The following is a 20,205-nucleotide window of genomic DNA, read 5'->3' on the forward strand; positions in this document are numbered from 1 at the left end:
CGCAGCGGGACCTGCGGTCGGCGTCCAGCGTGACGACGTACGCCTCAAGGGCATGGAGCCGTCGTCGCCGGTTCGTGGCGTTGCTGGCCGGCACCCGGCCCACGGCGGTCTAACAGCAGGGCGGTCGGGGAAGCGTCCGACGGCACAGCATCCGGTGTCCACCTGGCGCGCCTTCCTGCTGGAGGCCGCGGCGTTCTGGGGGTGCGCCTGGCCGCTGATCCGGTCCGTCCGCCGCCTGCGGAGCGACGTCGTGTGCGGGGCCGAGGACGCGGACGGCGGTCAGGCCCGCTATGGCGCCGCCCATCACCGTGGTGCGGTGTCGGCTGCCCGCCCGCAGCGCGCGCCGTCGTTCTTCCCCGCGCGCCTTCATCCGGTCTGCGGGCGGCCCTCCGCACCTGTTCCCCGGGGAGGGTGGCGCTGCGGTCACCTAGGGCGGGCGTGACCTGCGTGAACGCCAGGAGTAGTGATCCGATCGGGTGAACGGGCAAGCCGTTTCCCGAGCAGCTTCGAATCATGGGTGTGAGGACACCAAGGACTACTGCAGTGAAGGGCGCGTCGGCCGCGCTGAGCGGTCTCGTGGCCGGTTACGCGGCCCTGACCGTCGCGGAAGTGGTCGCCGTGGCCGTCCGGCCGGAGGCCGGTCCGGTGACCGCGGTCGGCGGAGCGGTGATCGACCGGACCCCGTCCGCGGTCAAGGACTGGGCGATCCGCCAGTTCGGGACCGACGACAAACTCGTCCTGCGGCTCGGTATCCTCACGGCGCTCGCCGCGTTCGCCGTGGCCATGGGGCTGCTGGCCCTGCGTCACCGACGAGTCGCCGCTGCCGGAACGCTGGTGTTCGGCGTGATCGGAGCGGTCGCCGCTACGGGCAGGCCCGACTCGACCAGCACGCTCGATGCCGTGCCGTCGCTGGTCGGCGCGCTCGCCGGAGCCGCGGTTCTCTTCTGCCTGTCCGGGCTCGCTCTCTCCCCGGCAGCTCCGAACGACGGCGGTGGGGATGCCGGGCGGGCCACTGACGGATCCGGCAGGCCCATGGGCCGCCGCCCCTTCATCCTGGCCACGGCCGGTGTCGCGGCCGCGTCGACCGGGGTCGGCCTGCTCAGTCGGCACCTCAACGCCACGGCGGCGGCCCGTGCCGCGGCGTCCCGCTCGGCGGTCCGCCTTCCCGCTCCCGCCTCGTCGGCGCCTCAACTGCCGCGCGGCGTACAGGTGGGGGTGCCGGGGGTGGCTCCGTTCACCACGCCGAACCGGGACTTCTACCGCGTGGACACCGCCTTGGCCGTGCCCCGCCTGGACGCGGACCGCTGGCGGCTTCGCGTGCACGGCAAGGGAGTCGGCTCCCCTCTCGACGTCGGCTTCGCCGACTTGTTGGGCCGGGACCTGATCGAGCGCGACATCACCATGACCTGCGTCTCCAACGAAGTCGGCGGTCCTTACGTGGGCTCCGCCCGCTGGCTTGGCGTACCGCTGCGGAAGCTGCTCGAAGAAGCTGGCGTGCGGCCGCCGTCCCAGGGCGGCCCCGCCGACCAGCTTGTCGCCCGGTCCGTCGACGGCATGACGCTCGGCAGCCCGGTCGAGACCGTCATGGACGGCCGGGACGCCATGCTGGCCGTCGGGATGAACGGCGAGCCGTTGCCCTTCGAGCACGGCTTCCCGGTCCGGATGCTGGTGCCCGGCCTGTACGGATACGTGTCGGCCTGCAAGTGGCTCCAGGACCTCGAACTGACCACGTTCGACGAGTACGACGCCTACTGGGTCAAGCGCGACTGGGCCCGCGAGGCACCCGTCAAGACCCAGTCCCGTATCGACACCCCCAAGCCCTTCGCCCGGCCCAGGTCCGGGACGGTCGTCGTGGCCGGGGTGGCCTGGGCTCAGCACAAGGGCATCGACCGCGTCGAGGTCCGTGTCGACGACGGGCCCTGGCGGGACGCCCGCCTGGCGGACGAAGGCCCCTTGGACACCTGGCGGCAGTGGAGCTGGGAGTGGCCCGCCACCCCCGGCTCCCACACCCTCCAGGTCCGCGCGACCGACGGCACCGGCTACACGCAGACCGACAAGCGCACCCGGACGATTCCGGACGGCGCTTCCGGCAGGCATGCGGTGGTGGTCAACGTGACCTGACCCCGCGCCCTTGCCCCCCACACCCCTCCACAACAGGCCTGGCAATCCGGGCCCCCTGCCGAAGGAGAACCACCATGAACCCCACCGTCCGCCTGCGCCGCATCACTGTGGCCGCGACCGCCGCCCTTGTCCTGCCGCTGTCCCTGGCCGCCTGCTCGGACAGTGACAGCGGCGAACAGGCGGCGGACAAGACCCGTGAGGCGACCAGGAGTGCCGAAGAGAAGCCGACCGCAGACCCGATGGCTGGTCCGTTCGGTCCGGCTTGCGCCTCCGTTCCGAAGGACGGTGCGGGCAGCTTCGACGGCATGGCCAAGGACCCGGTCGCCACCGCGGCCTCCCACAACCCCGCCCTGTCCACCCTGGTGTCGGCGGTGAAGAAGGCGGGGCTGGTCGACACCCTCAACAACGCCAAGAACATCACGGTGTTCGCCCCGGCCAACGACGCCTTCGCCAAGATCCCCAAGGCCGACCTCGACAGGGTCCTGAACGACAAGGCGACACTCACCAAGACCCTGACCTACCACGTCGTGGGCCAGAAGCTCACTCCACAGCAGTTGGAGAGCGGCTCCTTCGAGACGCTTGAGAAGAGCAAGCTCAGCACAGCGGGATCCGGCGAGTCCTACACCGTCAACGACACCTCCAAGGTCGTCTGTGGCAACGTCCCCACCGCCAATGCCACCGTCTACATCGTCGACACCGTCCTGATGCCCAAGATGTGACCTCGGGGACCCGAGCGGCTGGCCGTGAGAGGCCCTCCATGGGCAGCCGCTCGGATCAGACGTCGTCCACAAGGGTTCAGCAAGGTTGAGCCCGAGTCGCCGAACGTGCCAGGGCTGGGAGGCATGCCGTACTGGATGGCTCCGGCCCGTCGACGACGTGTCACCCGATGGGAGCGGTCCTCCCATCTGTCCCCGCCACCTACCGGCGTCCGCGTGCCGTCAGTGAGCTGCGGGCGGTGCCGTCAGTGAGCTGCGGGCGCCACCCGCCAACCGCTCCACCTCCAGGGGAGGCGTGTTCAGCTCGGGCTTCTCCCGGAAGTACCGGCTGCTGGACCAAGACGCCTGCTGGGCGCACTTCTCCCGGTTCGCCCACTGCGACGCCGCCAAGGCGGCGCCGTGCCCGGCACTGTTCCCAAGCCGTAAGCAGCGGCCGGGTGATCGGGCAGGGCACCACATTGTGGAAGCGTCTCCATCGCGCGCTCGGTGTCCCTGATCCGACTGCGGTGGGCCTGGGAACGCCCCGCACGTCAGGGGCGCACTTCTCCTTCGGGTCTGCGTGGCGATCCGGGCAGCTTCGGGAGCGGGTCCGCTGCCTCCAGGCCCTCCATCACGGGCAAGCACTCGGCGAGCAGGTCGACGACGTCGCGCCAGGCGCGCCGCGCGTGCTGTGGGTGGTGGCCGACGCCGGGGACCGTGGGGTGGTCAACTGGCGGGTGGTGGAAGGCGTGCAAGGCACCGCCGTAGACCGTGAGGCGCCAGTCGACGCCCGCAGACTGCATCTCGGCGGTGAACGCGTCCCGCTGCGCGGGCGGCATGATCGGGTCTTCCGACCCGACCCCGGCCCACACCGGGCAGCGAATGCGCGCCGCCTCGCCGGGTCGGCCCGTGGTCAGCCCGTTGACCGTCCCGATCGCGCGCAGGTTGACGCCGTCGCGGCCGAGTTCCAGCCCGATGGCGCCTCCGGTGCCGTAGCCGACGGCGGCGATCCGGTCGGGGTCGGTGCGCGGTTCGGCGCGCAGCACGTCGAGTGCCGCATGGCCGATGCCCCGCATCCGGCCGGGGTCGGCGAGCAGCGGCAGGCAACGGGCCAGCATCTCCTCGGGGTCGCTCACGTAGCGCCCGCCGTGAAGGTCGAAGGCCAGCGCCACGTACCCCAGCTCGGCGAGGGCGTCGGCCCGGCGGCGCTCGACATCGCTGAGTCCCATGCCCTCCGGCCCGAGCAGCACCGCGGGTCGGCGGTCGACACCGGCGGGGAGCGCGAGGTGCCCGACCATCGTCACACCGTCGGCCGCGTACTCGACCGTACGCGTCGTGATCGTCGTCATGAGACTGGACTGTAGTGATCGCCGAGCCCGGATCGGTCCGTGCTCTGCCACTGGCAGAACGCCGTGCCTGACCCTCGCTTCCGCCTCTTCCCAGGTGCCCCTCATGCCCCTTGTGCCCCTATGCAGTACGGGCCGTCGCAGGAGCGGGCTGCGGCACGCCCCTCCGCCGGAAGCGACACCGAGCGGCCCGCGGGCAGGCGGCCCGCGGGCAGGCGCGCGGCACGGGCGGCGCGCTATCGGGGCGCCGGACGCGACGACGAACGGCGGGAACAGACCGACCAGCGGCCAGCCCCATCCGCTCGCCTCTCGCCGAAGCATCTCCAGCGCCTCCGGGTGGGCCGTGAGTTCGGCGGACCCGACCGGCCCAGGAAGACGGCACCCTCGGCGCAGTGGAAGAACCACTGGGGTTCCTGCCGCGCGGTGAAGTCCGGAGTGCGGCGGTCGACCGCTGCGAAGACCTCCAGGGACACGTCGTCACCCCGGCACGCTCCCGAAGTGACATGAGCGTCGAACCGCTCGGCGGCACTGCCGTCCGCGATGCACCACGGACACAGTCGGCCCCCGAGTTCGTCGGCGGCGTAGACCGGGCCCTGGTAGACATACCCGCGCTCCCGTCCACAGCACGTGCAGGCCGCGCCAGAGGGCACGACCACGCCCGTAGCGACGGGGTCAGGGTGGTACGGGAACTCAGGAAGCGGCTCAGTCACAGCCCATGACCGTGACCATCAACACGAACGGCCGTCAGCGCGGCCCCTCCCCCGGAGCATGGAGGACAGGCTGAGGGCGTGTTCGCGGAGGCGCACGCCCTCGAGCAAACACGTTCTTCGGACTTCGGACTGGACGATCGGCGCCCTGTGGTGATGGTGTCTCATTCAGCGTGTCCGGTGGTCCGTACGGTGACCGGAGGGCTGTCCGTACGCTTCGGTCCGTGAACGAGTCCATCGGACATGTCAGGTGTCCCTCGACGAACAAGGCCCGCTGCGCAGCGCGGCATGCTGCCGGACACCTGCGGACGTTTGACAGAGCGTCCAGCCATACGCGTTCCGTCTGATTGACCTGAGGTGCGGGGTGCGCTTGCATCCCGCGTGGGCCCTGGCATCGGGCCGGGGCGCACGCCTTCTTGGGAGACAGCATGGCGGGAGCCAAGCGGAAGAAGAGACGCAGCGCGGCCAGCCGGGCGGTGGGCGGGGGTGTCCTCGCTGTCTTACTCACGGCCGCGGCCCTGCCCGCGGCCGTCGCCACGCCCGCGCACGGGTCCCGGGGCCCCGCCCTGGGGACCACCCAACTGATCAGTTTCGCCGCCGACGGAGGCCCGGCCGACGGCGCGTCGCACTCCCCCGTCATCAGTGCCGACGGCGACGTCGCCGCCTTCCTCTCGGAGGCCACCAACCTCGTCCCCGGCGACACCAACGGCAAGGCCGACATATTCGTGCGGGATCTGCGACACGGCACGGTCCAGCGCGTCGAGACGCCCCCGGGGAACGTGATACACGAACCGGCGCTCAGCGCGGACGGCCGCTATCTGGCCTACGCGCAGTACGGTGACGAGGACAACGTGTTCGTCCGGGACTTGAGGACCGGCCACACCGAACGTGCCGGTGTGGAGCTCGATGCGGGGCACACGGGCGGCGAGTCGCCCTCGCTGTCCGCGGACGGCCGCACCGTCGCCTTCCTCACCCGCAACGAGCACCCCCACAGCGGGCCGTCGGCCGTCTACGTCCGCGACCTGCGGGCCCGGCGCACCGAGCGCGTCAGCTTCGCCGACACTCCCGGCAGCAAGTTCTCCGCAGTCGGCTGGCCGTCGCTGAGCGGCGATGGCACGAAGGTCGCCTACCAGTACGAACGCTTCGACACCTCGGCCAACTACGACTGGGGCGACGTGTACGTCTACGACCGCCTCACCGGCGCCTGGACCCAGGTCGACACCACCCACGACGGCAGCCCCGCCAACCGCCCCGCCTACAACCCGGCGCTCAGCTTCGACGGCTCCGCCGCCGTCTTCGACTCCGCCGCCTCCAACCTGCTGCCCGGCGAGGACCCGGAGGGCCCCGACCCGTTCGTACGCGACCTGCGCACCGGGAAGCTCACCCGGGTCGACGGCCTCCCGCCCGGGCCCTCCACGCGGGGCATCTCCGCCGACGGCTCGAAGCTGCTGCTCTACGCCTCCCCCGTCCGCAATGTGTACGCCGCGTACATCCGTGATCTGCGGACCGGCGTCACCGTCATGGTCTCGCCCAACATGGACGGGAAGCCCGCGATAGCCCGACAAGCGAAGATGGACGCCCGCGCGCGGAGGGTCATCTTCGCTGGCGATGACTCCTTCGTCCCGGGCGACACCAACCGCCGACAGGACATCTTGGTGCGCACGGTGCCGTAGGTGCGTGTCAGTTCCCGCTGCCGCGCAGTGGTCGGCGCCCGCCGCTCGGCCGGATCGCGGCTCCGCCGATGCCGTCGGCGGTCAGCACGGATTCCCGCGTCCTCCGCCCGGTGCGGCCGTCGGCGCGGCGGCGGGGCGGTTCAGGCGCGGACGCCACGGTCTGCCTGCTCGCAGTACGCGTTCGTGAGGCCTCATGGCCCTGGTGCGCATCGGACCCCCAGCGACGTTCCCCTGCTCCGATCCGGTGACGTCGCTGGCGGTCACCGGGCGCGTGACGTGGGTGCCGCGGGGTCGTTGGATCAAGGTGGCTGCGTCGAGCCGTCGTGCTGGAACCGGCCATATCCACCGGGATGGGTAGCAGCGTCAAGTCCCCGCTAGGAGCAGCAAGTTGTACGGCCATATCAAGAGGCCCGCCGACCGGGATTTCCTCAGACACCGGTCAGTCATCGGCCTTCGTTCAGTGCACGGAATCCGGCAGGGGTAATGTCGACCAACAGCAACGCATTGCATATCGTGACCGAACACATCGCGGCCATCAGGCCGTCCTTGGAGCCAGCCGCCATTACACCAGAGGCTTCCCTCACCGCGGAGCTGGGCATGGACTCCATGGATCTCGTGGAACTCTCCGCACGTATTACCGCCGACTACCCCGACTTCGACATGAATGCCTGGCTCCTCAGGGCGAGCACCCCTGGCATGGACCATCTGGGATCACTCGTCGCGGTTCTGACGACGCGGCCCGAGGCCGACCCCGAAGCGAGGGAGGCGTGAGGAGCCCCACCATTCCTCCTGTCCTTTCGTTCGCTTTCCGCATCACACGCGGCTCTTTTTTCCGATCGATCTGATACTCGCATTCCACTCAAGGGGCGCATTTTCCGCCACACTCAGTGGTGCGCGGCGTCCCGCAACCTCACCGGAGCACGCATGATGCCGACCACGGGTGCCAAGATTCTGGGCTTGAGCACTGGACACCCGGGCCTGCCCGTCAGTCAGGACGACCTGTACACGACTTTCTACGCCGACTTCTACCGCGATGTGCCCGACGCCGAGAAGATCTTCAAAGCCTCCCAGGTACACACCCGATATCTGGCGTGGGATCCACGCGAGCACTTCACGGGCCCTGCCACGCCGGGGATGCAGCAGCGCATGGACGGGTGGGAGGAGCATGTGCTCGCCTTGGGCGCGGAGACGGTCGGTGCGCTGCTCAAGGGCGTCGACGCCGCCGACATCGGCTCCTTCACGATGGCCAGTTGCACCGGGTACGCGGGGCCCACCCCGGAGATGCTGCTCGCCAAGCGGTTCGGACTGCCGGTCCATCTGCGGCGTACGTTCGTCGGGCACATGGGGTGCTACGCGGCGTTCAACGCGCTCAAGGTGGGCCTGGACTCGGTGGCGGCCCGCCCCGGTGAGCTGGCGATCGTCAGCTGCTGCGAGGTCTGCTCCGTGCACGTGCGGCCCGAGATGACGAAGGAACAGGTCGTGGTGCACAGCCTGTTCGGCGACGGGGCCGCCGCTGTGCTGCTCGGCGCCGACGACGGCGTCGGCCCCGCGATCGTGCGCACGCACACCGAGACCCACTACGCCACGCCCGAGGCCATGACCTGGCGCGTGCGGGACGACGCGTTCCGTATGACGCTGTCCGCGTACGTCCCCGCGATCCTGGCCGGGGCTGTCGAGACCTTCGTGGAGAACCTGTTGCGGCCCGTGGGGTTGCGTCGGCAGGACGTCAGTCAGTGGGGCATCCACCCCGGCGGCCCGAAGATCATCGATCTGATCGGGGCGCGCCTGGAACTCACCGAAGCGCATCTCGCCGCGTCACGGCACGTGCTGGCCAGCCGCGGCAACTGCTCATCCGCCACCATTCTGCTCATCCTGGAGCAGCTGCTCTCCGGACGGCACGGTCAGGCGCCCCGCGCGGGGGAATTCGGCGTGCTGATGGCGTTCGGTCCAGGGCTGACCATGGAGTCGGCCCTGGTGCGTTTCTGACCGGCGCCGCGCTCCAGCCGCCGCCTCTCCTCGGAGAGCGGCCTGCCCTCACTGAGCACGCGGGCACGCGGGCATCCAGTGTGCGCCACCGTCCGGCACCGTCCCGCCCCCGTCCGGCAGTGCGCCGCCCAGCTGGGTGCGGCGTCACGTCACACCAGGAAGAAGTCCGAGATATGGAAACGCCACCGTCAGCCGAGCGACCGGTACATCCCGACAGAGCACATTGGCAACCGGGCGGCCCACCCGCGTGCATCGTGCCGGAGGCCACCGTCGGCGCCGCGCTCGCGGGACGTCGCAGGCGCGATCCCGACCAGGTCGTCGCTTACGTCCACGACCGCGCGGGGGACGTCACCCGGCTGACCGTCGGCGAGCTGTGGGAGCGGGCCTGCAAGGCGGCAGGCGGTCTCAAGGCCCTGGGCGTCGGCGCTGGTGACGCCGTCGCGCTGTGCGCGGACACCGGAGCCGATGCGATCGCCGCCCTGTTCGGCAGCATGCTGCTGGGAGCCGTGCCTTTCGTCGTGGAGCCGCCCCTCAGCGAGGCGCGGGCAACGGTGTGGGGCGAGCGCTTTCGGCACATGGCCGCGGTGGCCGCCCCACGCGCCCTGATCACGGGCTCGGACACCTCAGCAGCCGTGGAGCGCATGGGGGCCGACCTCGGTGTCCCGGTGCTCGCACCCCCCTACCAGACGGCGGCACCCGAGCACGCGCCGCTCAGCCCGGCCTCCGTCGACGCGGACGCACCCGCGTACCTGCAGTTCACCTCGGGTACCACGGGGGACGCCAAGGCCGTCGTCATCACGCACCGGCAGCTGTACGCCAACGCCGTGGCCATCGCCCGGCACACGCCCTATCTGCGGTCCGACTTGATGGTCGGCTGGCTGCCGCTGCACCACGACATGGGCCTGGTGGGTACGGTCTTCTCCACGTTCCTGCACGAAGTGCCCGTCGTTCTGATGCCGCCGCTCTCCTTCGCCTTCCGCCCCGAGCGGTGGCCGCAGGCCATCAGCCACTACCGTGGCACCCTGTCCCCCGCTCCGAACTTCGCGTACCACCTGTGCGCGTCCCGGGCCTCCGACGCAGCGCTGGCCGGGCTCGATCTGAGCTCCTGGCGGGTGGCGTACAACGGCGCGGAGGCCGTCCGCTCCGACACCCTGGACCTGTGGCAGCGGCGCATGGGCCCCTTGGGGTTCGCACCTCATGCCATGCAGCCCTGCTACGGCATGGCCGAGGTCGGCGTCGCCGTGACGCTGTCCGAGCCGGGTCGTCCGCCGCGGGTGCTGCACATCAGCCGTAGCGCTCTGGCCGACACGGACGCCGTGGTGGCGGTCGAGCGCGGTGACCCCGACGCCATGGAGGTCACCGCGGTGGGACGGCCACTGCCCGGCTACGAGGTGCGGGTGGAGGGCCCCGACGGCACCGAGCTGCCCGAGCGCCGACAAGGACGGCTGATCATCAGCGGTCCTTCGCTCACCGAGCGGTATCTGACGGCGAACGGCGCGGGCGACCCGTCGCTGCGTGCGGACGGGCTCGACATCGGCGATCTCGGCTTCTACGCCGACGGCGACCTGTTCGTGACGGGCCGCGTCAAGGACCTCATCATCATCGGCGGCCGGAACTACCTGCCGTACTCCCTGGAGGCCGCCGCCACGGAGGTCCCCGGCATCCGGCAGGGCGGGGTCGCCGCAGTCGGAGTACCGCACCCCCACAAGGGCACCGAGTCCCTCCTCGTCCTGGCGGAGAGTCCCGGCGCTCATGATCCGGAGCGCAGCCGCGCCCTGGCCGCCGCCGTGGAACGCGCGATCGCGGAACGCACCGGGCTGCGGCCGGATCAGGTGTGGCTGCTGCCGCTCGGCAGGCTGCCGAAGACACCGAGCGGAAAGCTCCAGCGGGCGCGCATCACCGCGCTGGCGATGGCCGGGGAACTGGACCAGCCGCTGGAGCCTCCCCGCACCGGCCGACGGGGGCAGGCGAACCTCCGCTCGCCCCCTTGCCAGCCGTCCCGGACGATAAGGCAGCCTTGCCGCGCTTCGCCCGCGACGTCGCGATGAGAAGGCGGTGCGCGTCTGCCGCACCCCGGTTACGGGCCGCGCTCCCGGCTACGGGCGAGACTGACCGGCGGCTTGCGCGGCCGCGACGGTGGAGTCGTAGGCGGTGCGGGCCTCGGTGATGGAACTCCGATGCCGGTCCGCCCATTCCACGAGGCCCGCGAGGTGGGAGTACAGCTCTCGGGCCATGGGAGTGAGGCTGTACTCCACCTTCGGCGGCACCACGGGATGAACGGTCCTCGTCAGCAGGCCGTCGCGTTCGAGTCTGCGCAGATTCAGCGTGAGCATCCGTCGGCTGATGCCTTCGATGGATCGCTCCAACTCGGTGAACCTGACGGGGCCGTGCGCGGCAGCCACCAGGATGCTGATGCTCCACTTCCCCGCCACATGATCAATGACCTCGACCAGCGGGCACGCCTGGGCGGTGACCTCCTGGGACACATGCGTGTGACTGCGTGACAAAAAAGTGCCTCCTTCCGCGACGACTCATGGTTACAGACGATGACGGCTGTAACAAATGGTTCCCCAAAGGGAGGTTCACCCATGCCCTTGCCCAACTCCCGGGTGAGTGCGTCGCCGTGGCTGACCGTCGTCCTGCTCTGCGTGGGCCAGATGATGATCGTCCTCGATCAGAACATCGTGAACGTGGCGCTGCCCTCGGTGCAGCGCGGTCTCGGGTTCTCTTCGGAGAACCTCGTCTGGGTGGTCAACGCCTACGTCATCCCGTTCGGCGGACTCCTGCTGCTGGCCGGGCGGCTCGGCGACCTGATCGGGCGGAAGGCCGTCTTCCTCACCGGGATCGCGCTGTTCAGCGCCTCCTCGGTGCTGTGCGGGGTCGCGACCAGCGAGTCCGCGTTGATCGCGTCCCGCTTCCTCCAGGGGATCGGTGGGGCAGTCGCCTCCGCCTGCGTCCTCGGCATGGTCGCGACCGTGTTCTCCGAGCGCCGCAGGCAGGCCCAGGCCATCGCTGCCTACAGCTTCGCCTCCGCGGGCGGCGGAGCGGTCGGGCCGCTGCTCGGCGGCGTCCTCACCGATCTGCTCAGCTGGCACTGGATCTTCTTCATCAACGCACCGATCGGTGCCGCCCTCGTCCTGGTCGGCGCGCGAGTGCTCCCCGGGGACCGCGGCGAGGGGATGCGCAAGGGCACCGACTTCCTGGGAGCCCTGCTGGTCATGGCAGGCATGATGCTCTTGGTGTACACCATCGTGGACGCTGAGCGTGTGGGCTGGACAGCGCCCCAAACCCTGCTGCTCGGCCCTGTGGCCCTCCTGTCGCTGATCGGGTTCGTCGCCCGCCAGGCCACGGCCGCCAAGCCTCTGCTGCCGCTGAGGCTCTTCCGCTCGCGGAGCCTGACCGCGGCCAACATCGTCCAGTTCCTGATGATCGGCGGCATGTTCGGCCTGCTGTTCTTCGGAACGCTCTACCTGCAGCGGGTACTGAAGTACGGTTCGCTGCAGGCCGGCATGGGGTTCGTGCCCATCGCCGTGGTGATCGCGGTGGTGTCCCTCGGCCTTTCCACCCGGCTCGTCATCAGGTTCGGGCAGCGCGCGATGCTCCTGCTGGGGCTGGCCCTCATCGTCGGGGCGTTCGTCATGCTGTCGTTCGCCCGCGCCAACGGCGTCTACCTGGTGGACTTCCTCCCGGCCGGTCTCGTGCTGGGGGTGGGTTTCGGCCTCGCCGCGCCCGCGGTCATGGGGCTCGGCATGTCCGCGGTTACGCCCGCCGAGTCCGGTATCGCGTCCGGACTGTTCAACACCACGCAGCAGATCGGGGGCGCCATGGGCCTGACCGTGCTGAGCGCTCTCGTCAGCGCGCGTACGAACAGCCTCACCGCCGCAGGGGAGACCGAGGCGGAATCGCTGGTCGGCGGTTACCACGTGGCCTTCCTGGCCGCCGCCGGATTCACGCTCACGGCCCTGGTCATCGGCGCCGCCCTCCTCAAGGCCACGCCACGAGGAGGCACGGAGCGACAAGGCACGGCCTCTCCTGAAGCAAACGCGCCGGTCTCCTGACCGGCGGTGGTGAACTCACCCGTCGTCACGGACGTTTCTACTGGCTCACGTGATCCCCCAGATGGCCGCCGGGCCCGGAAGGCGGTGCGTCGACGCCTGCGGCCGGAGCGAGTCCTTCTCCCCCACGGCGTCGCGGTTCCCCTCCCCCGGCGCGCTGGCTCTGGGCGCCGTACCGATCGGGACGCCACGGGGGGCGATGCGCTCGTACGTCCCTGGGCCCGGTCTGGGGTTGGTGATCGCGCCCAGATCCAGGTGCGCGGGGCGCTGTCGCAGGTCGTGGCGTCGGACGGGCTGCCGTCGACGCCCAGCGGGGAGGTCGCCGGGGCCGCGCTGCCGGTCCCGGGAAGCGGTGGCGCGGCGTACCGCGCTCGGGGGTCGGCGGTGAACTCCGCCGCCGCGCCGTCGCTGTCGTACGGCCCCGGTCCGGTCGCCAGCGGGTGCGCCGGGTCGGCATAGCTGCCCCTGGCCGCACGCGTCATCCCAAGCGGCGACGGCCCCGCAGATCCGGCTCGCGTCCAGCACCGCCTCGGGGGCGATACCGCCGGGCGTCAGCGTCATCCGCGTACAGGAGACGCTCGTGCCGGATGGCGGGCGAGGCCCGCGCCGCCTGGTCCGGGGGTTCACGGGGCCGCGGGCCGCCGGTGCCGAGGCGTCACCGGCTCCCAGCGATCGTGGCCGCCCCCGTCAGCCAACCATTTCCATAGACTATGAATATAGATGGGCTATGCTTTGAGCATGAGTCGTCAAGACACCGCTCCTGGCGCGTCCGCCGCCGTTGGCGCAGCCCTCTACGGCCTGGCCACCAGGGCCGCGCGACGCCTGCCCCGGGACATGAGCCTGACGTCCGCCGCCACCCTGGCCACCCTGGACCGGACCGGCCCGCGGCGCATCACCGATCTGGCCGCGGTCGAGGGCGTCACCCAGCCCTCGATGACCGCCCTGGTGCGGGTGCTGGAGGAGTCCGGTCTGGTCGAGCGGCGGGGCGACGCGTCCGACAAGCGGGTCACGCTGGTGTGCCTGACCGAGGCGGGCGCCGCCTATGTCCGGACGCGGCGCCAGGCGGGCGTCCACGCGTTCGAGCGGTTGATCGACAAGCTCACCGGCGAGGAGATCGAGGCACTGGTGGCGGCCCTTCGGGCGCTGAGGCATCTGGCCGAGCTCGAAAGCCAGGACCGCGACGGGTCGCGGCAGTGACCCGGCGGCCGGTCGGCGGGGGCTTGGTGAAGGCGTCCCCGGTGGCGCGTTCCGAGGCGCGGCCGCTGGTCCCCGCCCTGTTGTTCGTCGCTCTGGTCGTGGCGGCGGTCGGCAGCCTCGGGGCGCCGCTCATCACCAGCGTGGCGGCCTCGTTCCATGTGTCGCTCGGCAGCGCGCAGTGGACGCTGACCGTGGCGCTGCTCAGCGGGGCGGTCGCCACGCCGGTCCTGGGTCGGCTCGGAGCCGGTCCGTACCGGCGGGCCGCGATCCTCGCCACGCTGGCGGTCGTCGTCGCCGGTAGCGCGCTCACCGTGCTGCCGCTGCCGTTCGCGTGGCTGCTGGTCGGCAGGGCGGCCCAGGGCGTCGGGCTCGGGCTGACGGCGCTGATGATGGGCGTGGCCCGGGACCACCTTCCCGAGGAGCGCGGCGCGGCGGTGATCGCCCTGATCTCGGTGGTCTCGATCATCGGGGCCGGGGTCGGCTACCCGCTGGCCGCTCTGCTCGCCGAGTTCGGCGGGGTACGGGCCGCCTACGGCCTCGGCCTGGCCGTCACCGCCGCCGCCTTCCTGTTCGCGTGGCGCGCCATGCCCGAGGCCCCCGAAGGCCGCTCCGCCCGCGTGGACGTGGCGGGCGCGGTCGTCCTGGCGGCCGCTCTGCTCCTGGTGCTGTTCCTCGCTGGCGAGCGGAGTCTGTGGAGTGGGCATTTCGCTGTGGCGGCGGGCCTCGCCGTCGTCGCGGTGGTCCTGCTCTGCCTGTGGGCCGTGGTCGAGCTGCGCAGTACGACGCCCCTGGTCGATGTGCGGGCGGTGCGGCATCCGGCGGTGGCCGGGGCGAACCTCGCCATGTTCGTCGGCGGGGTCGGCATGTACCTCCTGCTCACGCTCGTCACCCGGTACGCGCAGACGCCGCACGGCGCCGGTTACGGCTTCGGCCTGACGACCTTCGTCGCCGGGCTGGTCCTCGTCCCGTTCTCGGTGCTGGGGTTCGTCGCAGGCAAGCTGACGCCGCGGGTCCGGACACGGATCGCCGACCCTCTGCTCCTGGCCGGTAGTGCCGTCGTGGTCGGCGGCGGGTTCGCCCTGTTCGCGGCGGCCCGTTCGGACCTGGCCGAAGTGTTCGCGGCGATGGGCGTGCTCGGCTTCGGCGTCGGCGGCTTCTCGGCCGCGATGCCCGGCGTCATCCTGGCCGTCACCCCCCAGAGCGAGACCTCGAGCGCCATGAGCTTCAACTATGTCGTCCGCAGCGTCGGGTACTCCCTGGGCAGCGCCATCGGCGGCCTGATCCTCGCCGCGGGCACCGGCCCCGGCCACCTCTTCCCCGACGACAGCGCCTACACCACCGCGGCGTTGGTCGGCATCGGCGCCATGGCGGTCACGACGCTGACCAGTCTCGCGCTCGCCCGCCGACGCCCGTCCGAGATCAGCCCGTAAGTCAACCAACCCGTACGCCGGATGTACTCATCCCCACACTGGAGGTTCCATGCCCAAGGGCTACTGGGTCAGCGTCTACCGCACCATCTCCGACCCTGAGAAGCTGGCCGCGTACAACGAGCTGGCCCGTCAGGCCGTCCAACCGTGGGGCGGCCGTACCCTCATCCGTGGCGGTCGGGTCGTGGCGTATGACGCCGGAATCGCCGAGCGCACCGTCCTGGTCGAGTTCGACAGCTTCGAGCAGGCCGTCGCGGCGCGCGAGAGCGCGGCCTACCAGGAGGCGCTGGCCGTCCTCTCCGACGGCGTCGAGCGCGACTTCCGCATCGTCGAAGGCACCGACTGACCAAGGTCCAGTCCCTTACCGGAGCCATCGTGCTGCCGGGACAGGGAAGCAGCCACCTGAGCTGCTGACGCGTTGCTGGACCGGGGCCGACCGGATATGAGCCGGACGGCCCCGGGTGCCGCACAGGGCGTCACGTTCGGTTCAGCACGCTGGACTTGGCAGAGCTGCGATCGGTGGAAACCGCGCGGTCCGGGTGCTGTCCGCGGTCTTCCGCGCCGCCTTACCCGCCTCTGCCGCGCTCGTCTACGCCTGCCAGGGGGCGGGACGCGTTGCCGGGGCAGATCCGTTGCAGCGCAACGCGAGGCAACGTTCGGCGACGTCGGTCTCTTGACCAGGCAGTACGCCCGCCGAGAGGGGGTGGGGGGCGTTGCCGTCGAACGGTCCGCCCGCCTCCGTTCTCCGACTGCGGTCTGCAACACCGTGCGGGTCCCTCATTCTGGGATTCCCCGTCCCGCAATCCGCGGGACGGGCGACAACTACCCTCGTTTCGCGGTGGGTTGAGCGAATGGAGTACGGGGTGGACCGCCCTTTGCTGTCGCTGAGATCGACGTTGGTGTTCCTGCTCGCCGTGCTCTCCGGGGCGGTGGCGGGCGGGCTGACGGCACTGGCTGGGGACGGGGCGCCGCGCAGCGTGCTCGCGGGCCTCGCCGTCGCGGGTGTGGCCGTCCCCTTCTTCGACCGCCTCGTCGACTCCGGCCGAGCCGCGGAGCCGCTCATACCCACCGGCGGCAGCGCCAGCGAGGGGGAGCACCGTGGCTGAGCTGCGGCCCTTGGGCGACGACCTCAACGACGCCGCGCGGGCGCTGGCCCAAGCGCTGCGGGAACTCTTCGAGGGGCTGGGCGTGTCCGTCCGGCGGTACGCCGCGCGGCGCCAGCTCGACCCGGGTACGGTCTCGCGCTACCTCAACGGCACCCGGTTACCGCCGTGGCACATGATCACCGACCTCTTCGCGGATGTCGCGCAGCATCGGGGCACCGCGGTCACCACCGAGGCCATCGAGCTCGTCCGAGGGCTGTACGGCTCGGCGGTGGGCGCCGGGTCCTCCCCCAAGCACTCGGTGGAGATCCTGGAGCGGCAGCTCGCCGACGCCGATCGCGTCTCCCGGCGCTCCAGCGTCCGTGGCGACGTCCTCGGCGACGCCCTGCTGGACCGGACGCAGCGCATCGCCGACCTGGAGACCCGGCTCAACCAGCTGGAGGCGGATCGCGTCGCGGAACAGAAGCGGGCGGACGATCTTGCCGCGGCACACCCGGACGTCCCCGGCCTCATCGCGGAGCGCGACGAGCTCCAGGCGGAAGTCGAGCGGCTCGGAGCGGCTCTCCGAGAGGCGCAGGCTCAGCGCGCCGCGGCGGAGGGCCGCTGCGACCTGCTAGAACGCCAGCTGGACGCCGTTGAGCAGGCCGCCGTGGCGGCCTCGCGTCCCGCCGCGCCGCAGGGCATGCCCAAGATCCTCATCGTCGACGACCAGCCGGACAACCTGCTCGCGATGACCGCGGTCCTGGCGACTCTCGACCAGGAGCTGGTCACCGTCCCCTCCGGACGGGAAGCACTCAAGGCCCTGCTCGCCCACGACGATTTCGCGGTCATCATCATGGACGTGCAGATGCCGGAGATGGACGGCTACGAGACCTGCGCCCACATCAAGCGCCGCCCCCGCACCCGCGACGTCCCGATCATCTTCCTGACCGCCATGGGCGTGGACTCGGAGCACTCCGCCCGCGGGTATGCGGCCGGTGCCGTCGACTACATCAGCAAGCCCTTCGACCCGTGGGCCCTGCGTGCCAAGGTGGCCGTGTTCACCTCCATCTACCTGGAGCGACGCACCCAGTAGAGCGTGGCAGCACGGGTTTGCCCCCCCTTGCTTGATCGCGCTGCTTCTCGCGCTCCTGCGCTGCGGCACCGCACGCCGGGGCCCGGGAGCGGGGGCGGCCGATCGCCTTGCCGCTCCAGGCGGCGCACGTGCTCCGCCTTTTCCTCGTGGAGAGCTGCCGGTTGGCGGCCGGGGCGCCGTGGCCTGAGGTGCGGCTACAGATCGGCGGCGATTTCCCCGCCGTAAAGGGCGGTGAGCGAGTGACGCCGGAGTTGGAGGCCCTGCGGCTGGCCACAGCCGCTCACACCACTCCTGCCCCGGCGACACCTCCGCGAGTCCTGGGAGCGAACATGAGCGGAGCGCGGCCGCAGCCGGACGCAGCGCGCTGTCTCGACGGTTCCGGCGAAAGCACTGTACGGCCGGGCCCGGGATAGCCGTACGGCCAACAGGCTCGGATGGGGCGGTGCCCGGACAGCGGAGCGGGGCGTCGCAGCGCCGGACGACGGCAGGACTCGCGGCCCTCCGCCGCCCAGACACGCGGGGCCCGAGCAGACCGACTGTCAGAGCAGCGCAGAGGGCACGGGATCGGTCCGGGACAGGCAACCGCGGGCTCGGTCCGGAGTGAGCAACGCCCGGGGGCGGACACCGAGCCACCGTCAAGGGCCGACGGCACGGCCGGGGTCGGGCCGGATGGTGGAGGCGCCTCCGCACCGCGCACCGCGGTGCGGCGCAGCGCAGCGGCGATCAGCACCTGGTGGATGGGCACACCCAGAGGCAGGGCGGACCCGGGACAGCGGGGGCCGTCGGTCTCAGCGCTGGCTAGGAGGACCTCGTGCACCAGGCGGTGCAGCGGGGTGCCGTACGGCCAGTCAGGCGGGCAGCCGCCCCGCAGGTTACGTACGCCACTGCGCGGGGGCAGGGCCGTAGCTGCGCCCACACTCACGGCTCGGCAGGGGTGGTCCAGCGCCTTGTCCCGGCCGCGGCCGTGCCGCCCGCAGCGGTGGGCGCGGTTCGGGGCACCGTACCTACCGCAGCGGGTCGCGTAGCCGGGCCCGCGCGCTACGTCGGCCAGGCGGCGCGGTCTCAGCCGGATGGGCTTCTGACGTGCCTGCTCCCTCCGCTGTCGCTACGCACTTTTACCCATACCCCCGGCCCCCCGGTCGTGCGAGCCTGATCTTGCCAACCTGTTTGGGAGCGGGGCCAGTTGACCCCGCTGCGCGGTAGAGCGGACCCCGCGGTTGGCACGCAGGGCGTCCAGTCGGCCACCGCGCGAGAACGCGTGTCCTGGCCACGGGACGGGACACGTTTCCACCCAGCCGATCGCCTCCGACGGGGAGACTCTTGCCACTCGAACCTGTCACCCAGCTGTCCGACCCGCGGCGCCCCGCCGCACACAACGAGCGCGGTGTCATAGCCGAGCACTACTACGCCCTGCAGAGTCTGCGCGCCATTGAGGACGCGCGGAGCGAGACCGTCGCGGAACCTGTCACTCCGCAGGCGTTGCTCGTGGGCCTGTACCAGTCCGCCGAGATCGCCCTGTACAACCTGACCGACCTCCTGGACCGCGCCAGCGGCCACCTGCGGGCCCTGGACGTGGAGCGGGGCGTGGCCGCCCTGCACTGGGTGCGCAGCTTCCACCGCGTCCTGGTGCGGCTGAGCATCGCCGCGCTGCGGGTCAGCGGCGCCGAGGTGTGGCGGGACGCGCCGCGCTGGCAGGTGGCCGCGACCCCGGCCTTCGCGGAGTTCGAACCCGCCCTGCGCCGCTTCGACCAGCAGCTGAACGCGCTCGCCCAGGACGGCCGCATCGACGTCGACGCCGTGATCGCCGAACGCGGCCTGGAGGACTCCTGGTTCGGCCTGCTGCACTGCGTCCGGGTGGCCAACCACGACGCGCGGGTGTGGAGCGCCAACCTCGCCAAGTCGGCGCACCCCGCGCCGGACGTCGCCCCCAAGCGGCTGCTCGCCAGCGACCGGCTGCGCCACGCCGTCCACGAGCACCATCTGACCGGCGACACCTACTTCACCCAGTTCCGCGCCCTGCACCAGATCCCCGAACTACTCGTCCGGGAGATCAACGACCGCATCGAAGCCGCCATCCTCAACGCCCGCAAGGGCGACATCGCCACCGCCGTACACGTCCTGGACGGCGCCAGCGAACTGTTCGACCCCGTCGAGGTGTGCCTGCCGCCCATCGTCGACAACCTCAGCACCCACGACTACCACCAGATCCGCGAGAACCTCGGCCTGACCAGCGGCAGCCACTCCGTCAGCATGCGCTTCCACCTCTTCACCGACCTGTTCGACCAGTTCGGCCAGGAACTGGCGCGGCTGCGCGACGAGGGCTGCAAGGACCCGTTCCTGCCCCTGCTGGAGCGGCACGGCGTGAACGTGCGGGTATTCATCTTCGCCTGGCGCGACATGCACCTGCACCTGCCCCGCAACAACCTCGGCGGCCAGGAGACCAAGTCCCTCACCGGCGCCCCCGACGCCATCCGCACCGTACGCAAGATGCGCGACAACGCCGCCCAGGCCGACCCCACCGCACACCCCCACGGCACCACCCACATCCCCCTCAGCGCCACCGCCAGCCCCCTCGCCGCCTACCTCGACGGGCCCCACTCCACCGACGGCCTCCTCCTCGCCGCCACCGGCGCCTCCACCCAGGCCAACTTCCAAGACGTACAACAACGCCGAGAGTTCTTCTCCCAGCCCTGCCCCTTCAGCAAACCCCCACGCCGCGTCGTCTGACCGAGCGGCTTTCCGGTCATGCGTGACCGCCGCCCCTCCATGACACCGGCCGACCACGACCGTCGGCCCTCCATGTCCGTCGGCCGTCCGTGA

General features: G+C 71.2%; 17 protein-coding genes. 13 read left to right on the forward strand and 4 right to left on the reverse strand.

Going from position 1 to position 20,205, the window contains the following annotated elements:
- Positions 1-513: 513 nt before the first annotated feature.
- Together ACOBQU_RS00290 and ACOBQU_RS00295 are read left to right on the forward strand one after the other, a co-directional pair.
- Positions 514-2,121 (forward strand): molybdopterin-dependent oxidoreductase, encoded by a 1,608-nt coding sequence (locus ACOBQU_RS00290; protein ID WP_423623500.1) that lies wholly within the window; start codon positions 514-516, stop codon positions 2,119-2,121.
- Between the two features lie 74 nt (positions 2,122-2,195).
- Positions 2,196-2,840: a fasciclin domain-containing protein gene (locus tag ACOBQU_RS00295; RefSeq protein ID WP_423623502.1), complete on the forward strand. Its 645-nt coding sequence runs from the start codon at positions 2,196-2,198 to the stop codon at positions 2,838-2,840.
- A 527-nt stretch (positions 2,841-3,367) separates the two neighbouring features.
- Here ACOBQU_RS00295 and ACOBQU_RS00300 read toward each other — a convergent pair.
- Positions 3,368-4,165 carry a dienelactone hydrolase family protein gene (locus ACOBQU_RS00300; RefSeq protein WP_423623503.1) on the reverse strand — a complete coding sequence of 266 codons (798 nt, stop codon included), beginning with the start codon at positions 4,163-4,165 and terminating at the stop codon, positions 3,368-3,370.
- Between the two features lie 233 nt (positions 4,166-4,398).
- The gene (locus ACOBQU_RS00305; RefSeq protein WP_423623504.1) at positions 4,399-4,872 is read right to left on the reverse strand and encodes a CbrC family protein; all 474 of its coding nucleotides are present in this window, start codon (positions 4,870-4,872) and stop codon (positions 4,399-4,401) included.
- Positions 4,873-5,297: 425 nt separating this feature from the next.
- On the opposite strand from ACOBQU_RS00305, the gene ACOBQU_RS00310 reads away from it, so the two are divergent.
- Complete coding sequence (locus tag ACOBQU_RS00310) at positions 5,298-6,542, forward strand: TolB family protein (RefSeq protein ID WP_423623506.1); 1,245 nt, start codon at positions 5,298-5,300, stop codon at positions 6,540-6,542.
- Positions 6,543-6,549: 7 nt separating this feature from the next.
- Here the strand turns inward: ACOBQU_RS00310 and ACOBQU_RS00315 are convergent, their stop codons facing one another.
- Positions 6,550-6,699 carry a hypothetical protein gene (locus ACOBQU_RS00315; RefSeq protein WP_423623507.1) on the reverse strand — a complete coding sequence of 50 codons (150 nt, stop codon included), beginning with the start codon at positions 6,697-6,699 and terminating at the stop codon, positions 6,550-6,552.
- Positions 6,700-7,025: 326 nt separating this feature from the next.
- Here ACOBQU_RS00315 and ACOBQU_RS00320 point away from each other — a divergent pair, with 326 nt between their 5' ends.
- The 3 genes from ACOBQU_RS00320 to ACOBQU_RS00330 all read left to right on the forward strand — a co-directional run bounded on the left by ACOBQU_RS00320 (position 7,026) and on the right by ACOBQU_RS00330 (position 10,576).
- Entirely contained in the window at positions 7,026-7,313 is a 288-nt protein-coding gene (locus ACOBQU_RS00320) for an acyl carrier protein (protein WP_423623509.1), read from the forward strand.
- A gap of 156 nt (positions 7,314-7,469) precedes the next feature.
- Positions 7,470-8,528 (forward strand): type III polyketide synthase, encoded by a 1,059-nt coding sequence (locus ACOBQU_RS00325; RefSeq protein WP_423634171.1) that lies wholly within the window; start codon positions 7,470-7,472, stop codon positions 8,526-8,528.
- Positions 8,529-8,782: 254 nt separating this feature from the next.
- Positions 8,783-10,576, forward strand: coding sequence for an AMP-binding protein (locus ACOBQU_RS00330; protein ID WP_423623511.1), 1,794 nt, complete (start codon positions 8,783-8,785; stop codon positions 10,574-10,576).
- A 48-nt stretch (positions 10,577-10,624) separates the two neighbouring features.
- Here the strand turns inward: ACOBQU_RS00330 and ACOBQU_RS00335 are convergent, their stop codons facing one another.
- The gene (locus tag ACOBQU_RS00335; RefSeq protein ID WP_423623513.1) at positions 10,625-11,035 is read right to left on the reverse strand and encodes a winged helix-turn-helix transcriptional regulator; all 411 of its coding nucleotides are present in this window, start codon (positions 11,033-11,035) and stop codon (positions 10,625-10,627) included.
- A gap of 81 nt (positions 11,036-11,116) precedes the next feature.
- On the opposite strand from ACOBQU_RS00335, the gene ACOBQU_RS00340 reads away from it, so the two are divergent.
- From ACOBQU_RS00340 to ACOBQU_RS00370, 7 genes are all read left to right on the forward strand, one after another.
- Positions 11,117-12,586 (forward strand): DHA2 family efflux MFS transporter permease subunit, encoded by a 1,470-nt coding sequence (locus tag ACOBQU_RS00340; protein ID WP_423623515.1) that lies wholly within the window; start codon positions 11,117-11,119, stop codon positions 12,584-12,586.
- Between the two features lie 735 nt (positions 12,587-13,321).
- Positions 13,322-13,780 (forward strand): MarR family winged helix-turn-helix transcriptional regulator, encoded by a 459-nt coding sequence (locus ACOBQU_RS00345; protein WP_423623517.1) that lies wholly within the window; start codon positions 13,322-13,324, stop codon positions 13,778-13,780.
- Complete coding sequence (locus ACOBQU_RS00350) at positions 13,777-15,210, forward strand: MFS transporter (protein WP_423623518.1); 1,434 nt, start codon at positions 13,777-13,779, stop codon at positions 15,208-15,210. The genes ACOBQU_RS00345 and ACOBQU_RS00350 overlap by 4 nt, the downstream gene beginning before the upstream one ends.
- Positions 15,211-15,259: 49 nt before the next feature.
- Positions 15,260-15,553, forward strand: a complete 294-nt coding sequence (locus tag ACOBQU_RS00355; protein WP_423623520.1) for a DUF1330 domain-containing protein — start codon at positions 15,260-15,262, stop codon at positions 15,551-15,553.
- 517 nt (positions 15,554-16,070) lie between these two features.
- Positions 16,071-16,313: a hypothetical protein gene (locus ACOBQU_RS00360; protein WP_423623522.1), complete on the forward strand. Its 243-nt coding sequence runs from the start codon at positions 16,071-16,073 to the stop codon at positions 16,311-16,313.
- Entirely contained in the window at positions 16,306-17,385 is a 1,080-nt protein-coding gene (locus ACOBQU_RS00365; protein ID WP_423623524.1) for a response regulator, read from the forward strand. The genes ACOBQU_RS00360 and ACOBQU_RS00365 overlap by 8 nt, the downstream gene beginning before the upstream one ends.
- Before the next feature lie 1,320 nt (positions 17,386-18,705).
- Positions 18,706-20,112: a hypothetical protein gene (locus ACOBQU_RS00370; protein ID WP_423623526.1), complete on the forward strand. Its 1,407-nt coding sequence runs from the start codon at positions 18,706-18,708 to the stop codon at positions 20,110-20,112.
- Positions 20,113-20,205: the final 93 nt, after the last annotated feature.

The sequence above is a fragment of the Streptomyces sp. G45 genome, from assembly GCF_049542095.1.
In the GTDB taxonomy this organism is placed as follows: Bacteria; Actinomycetota; Actinomycetes; order Streptomycetales; family Streptomycetaceae; genus Streptomyces.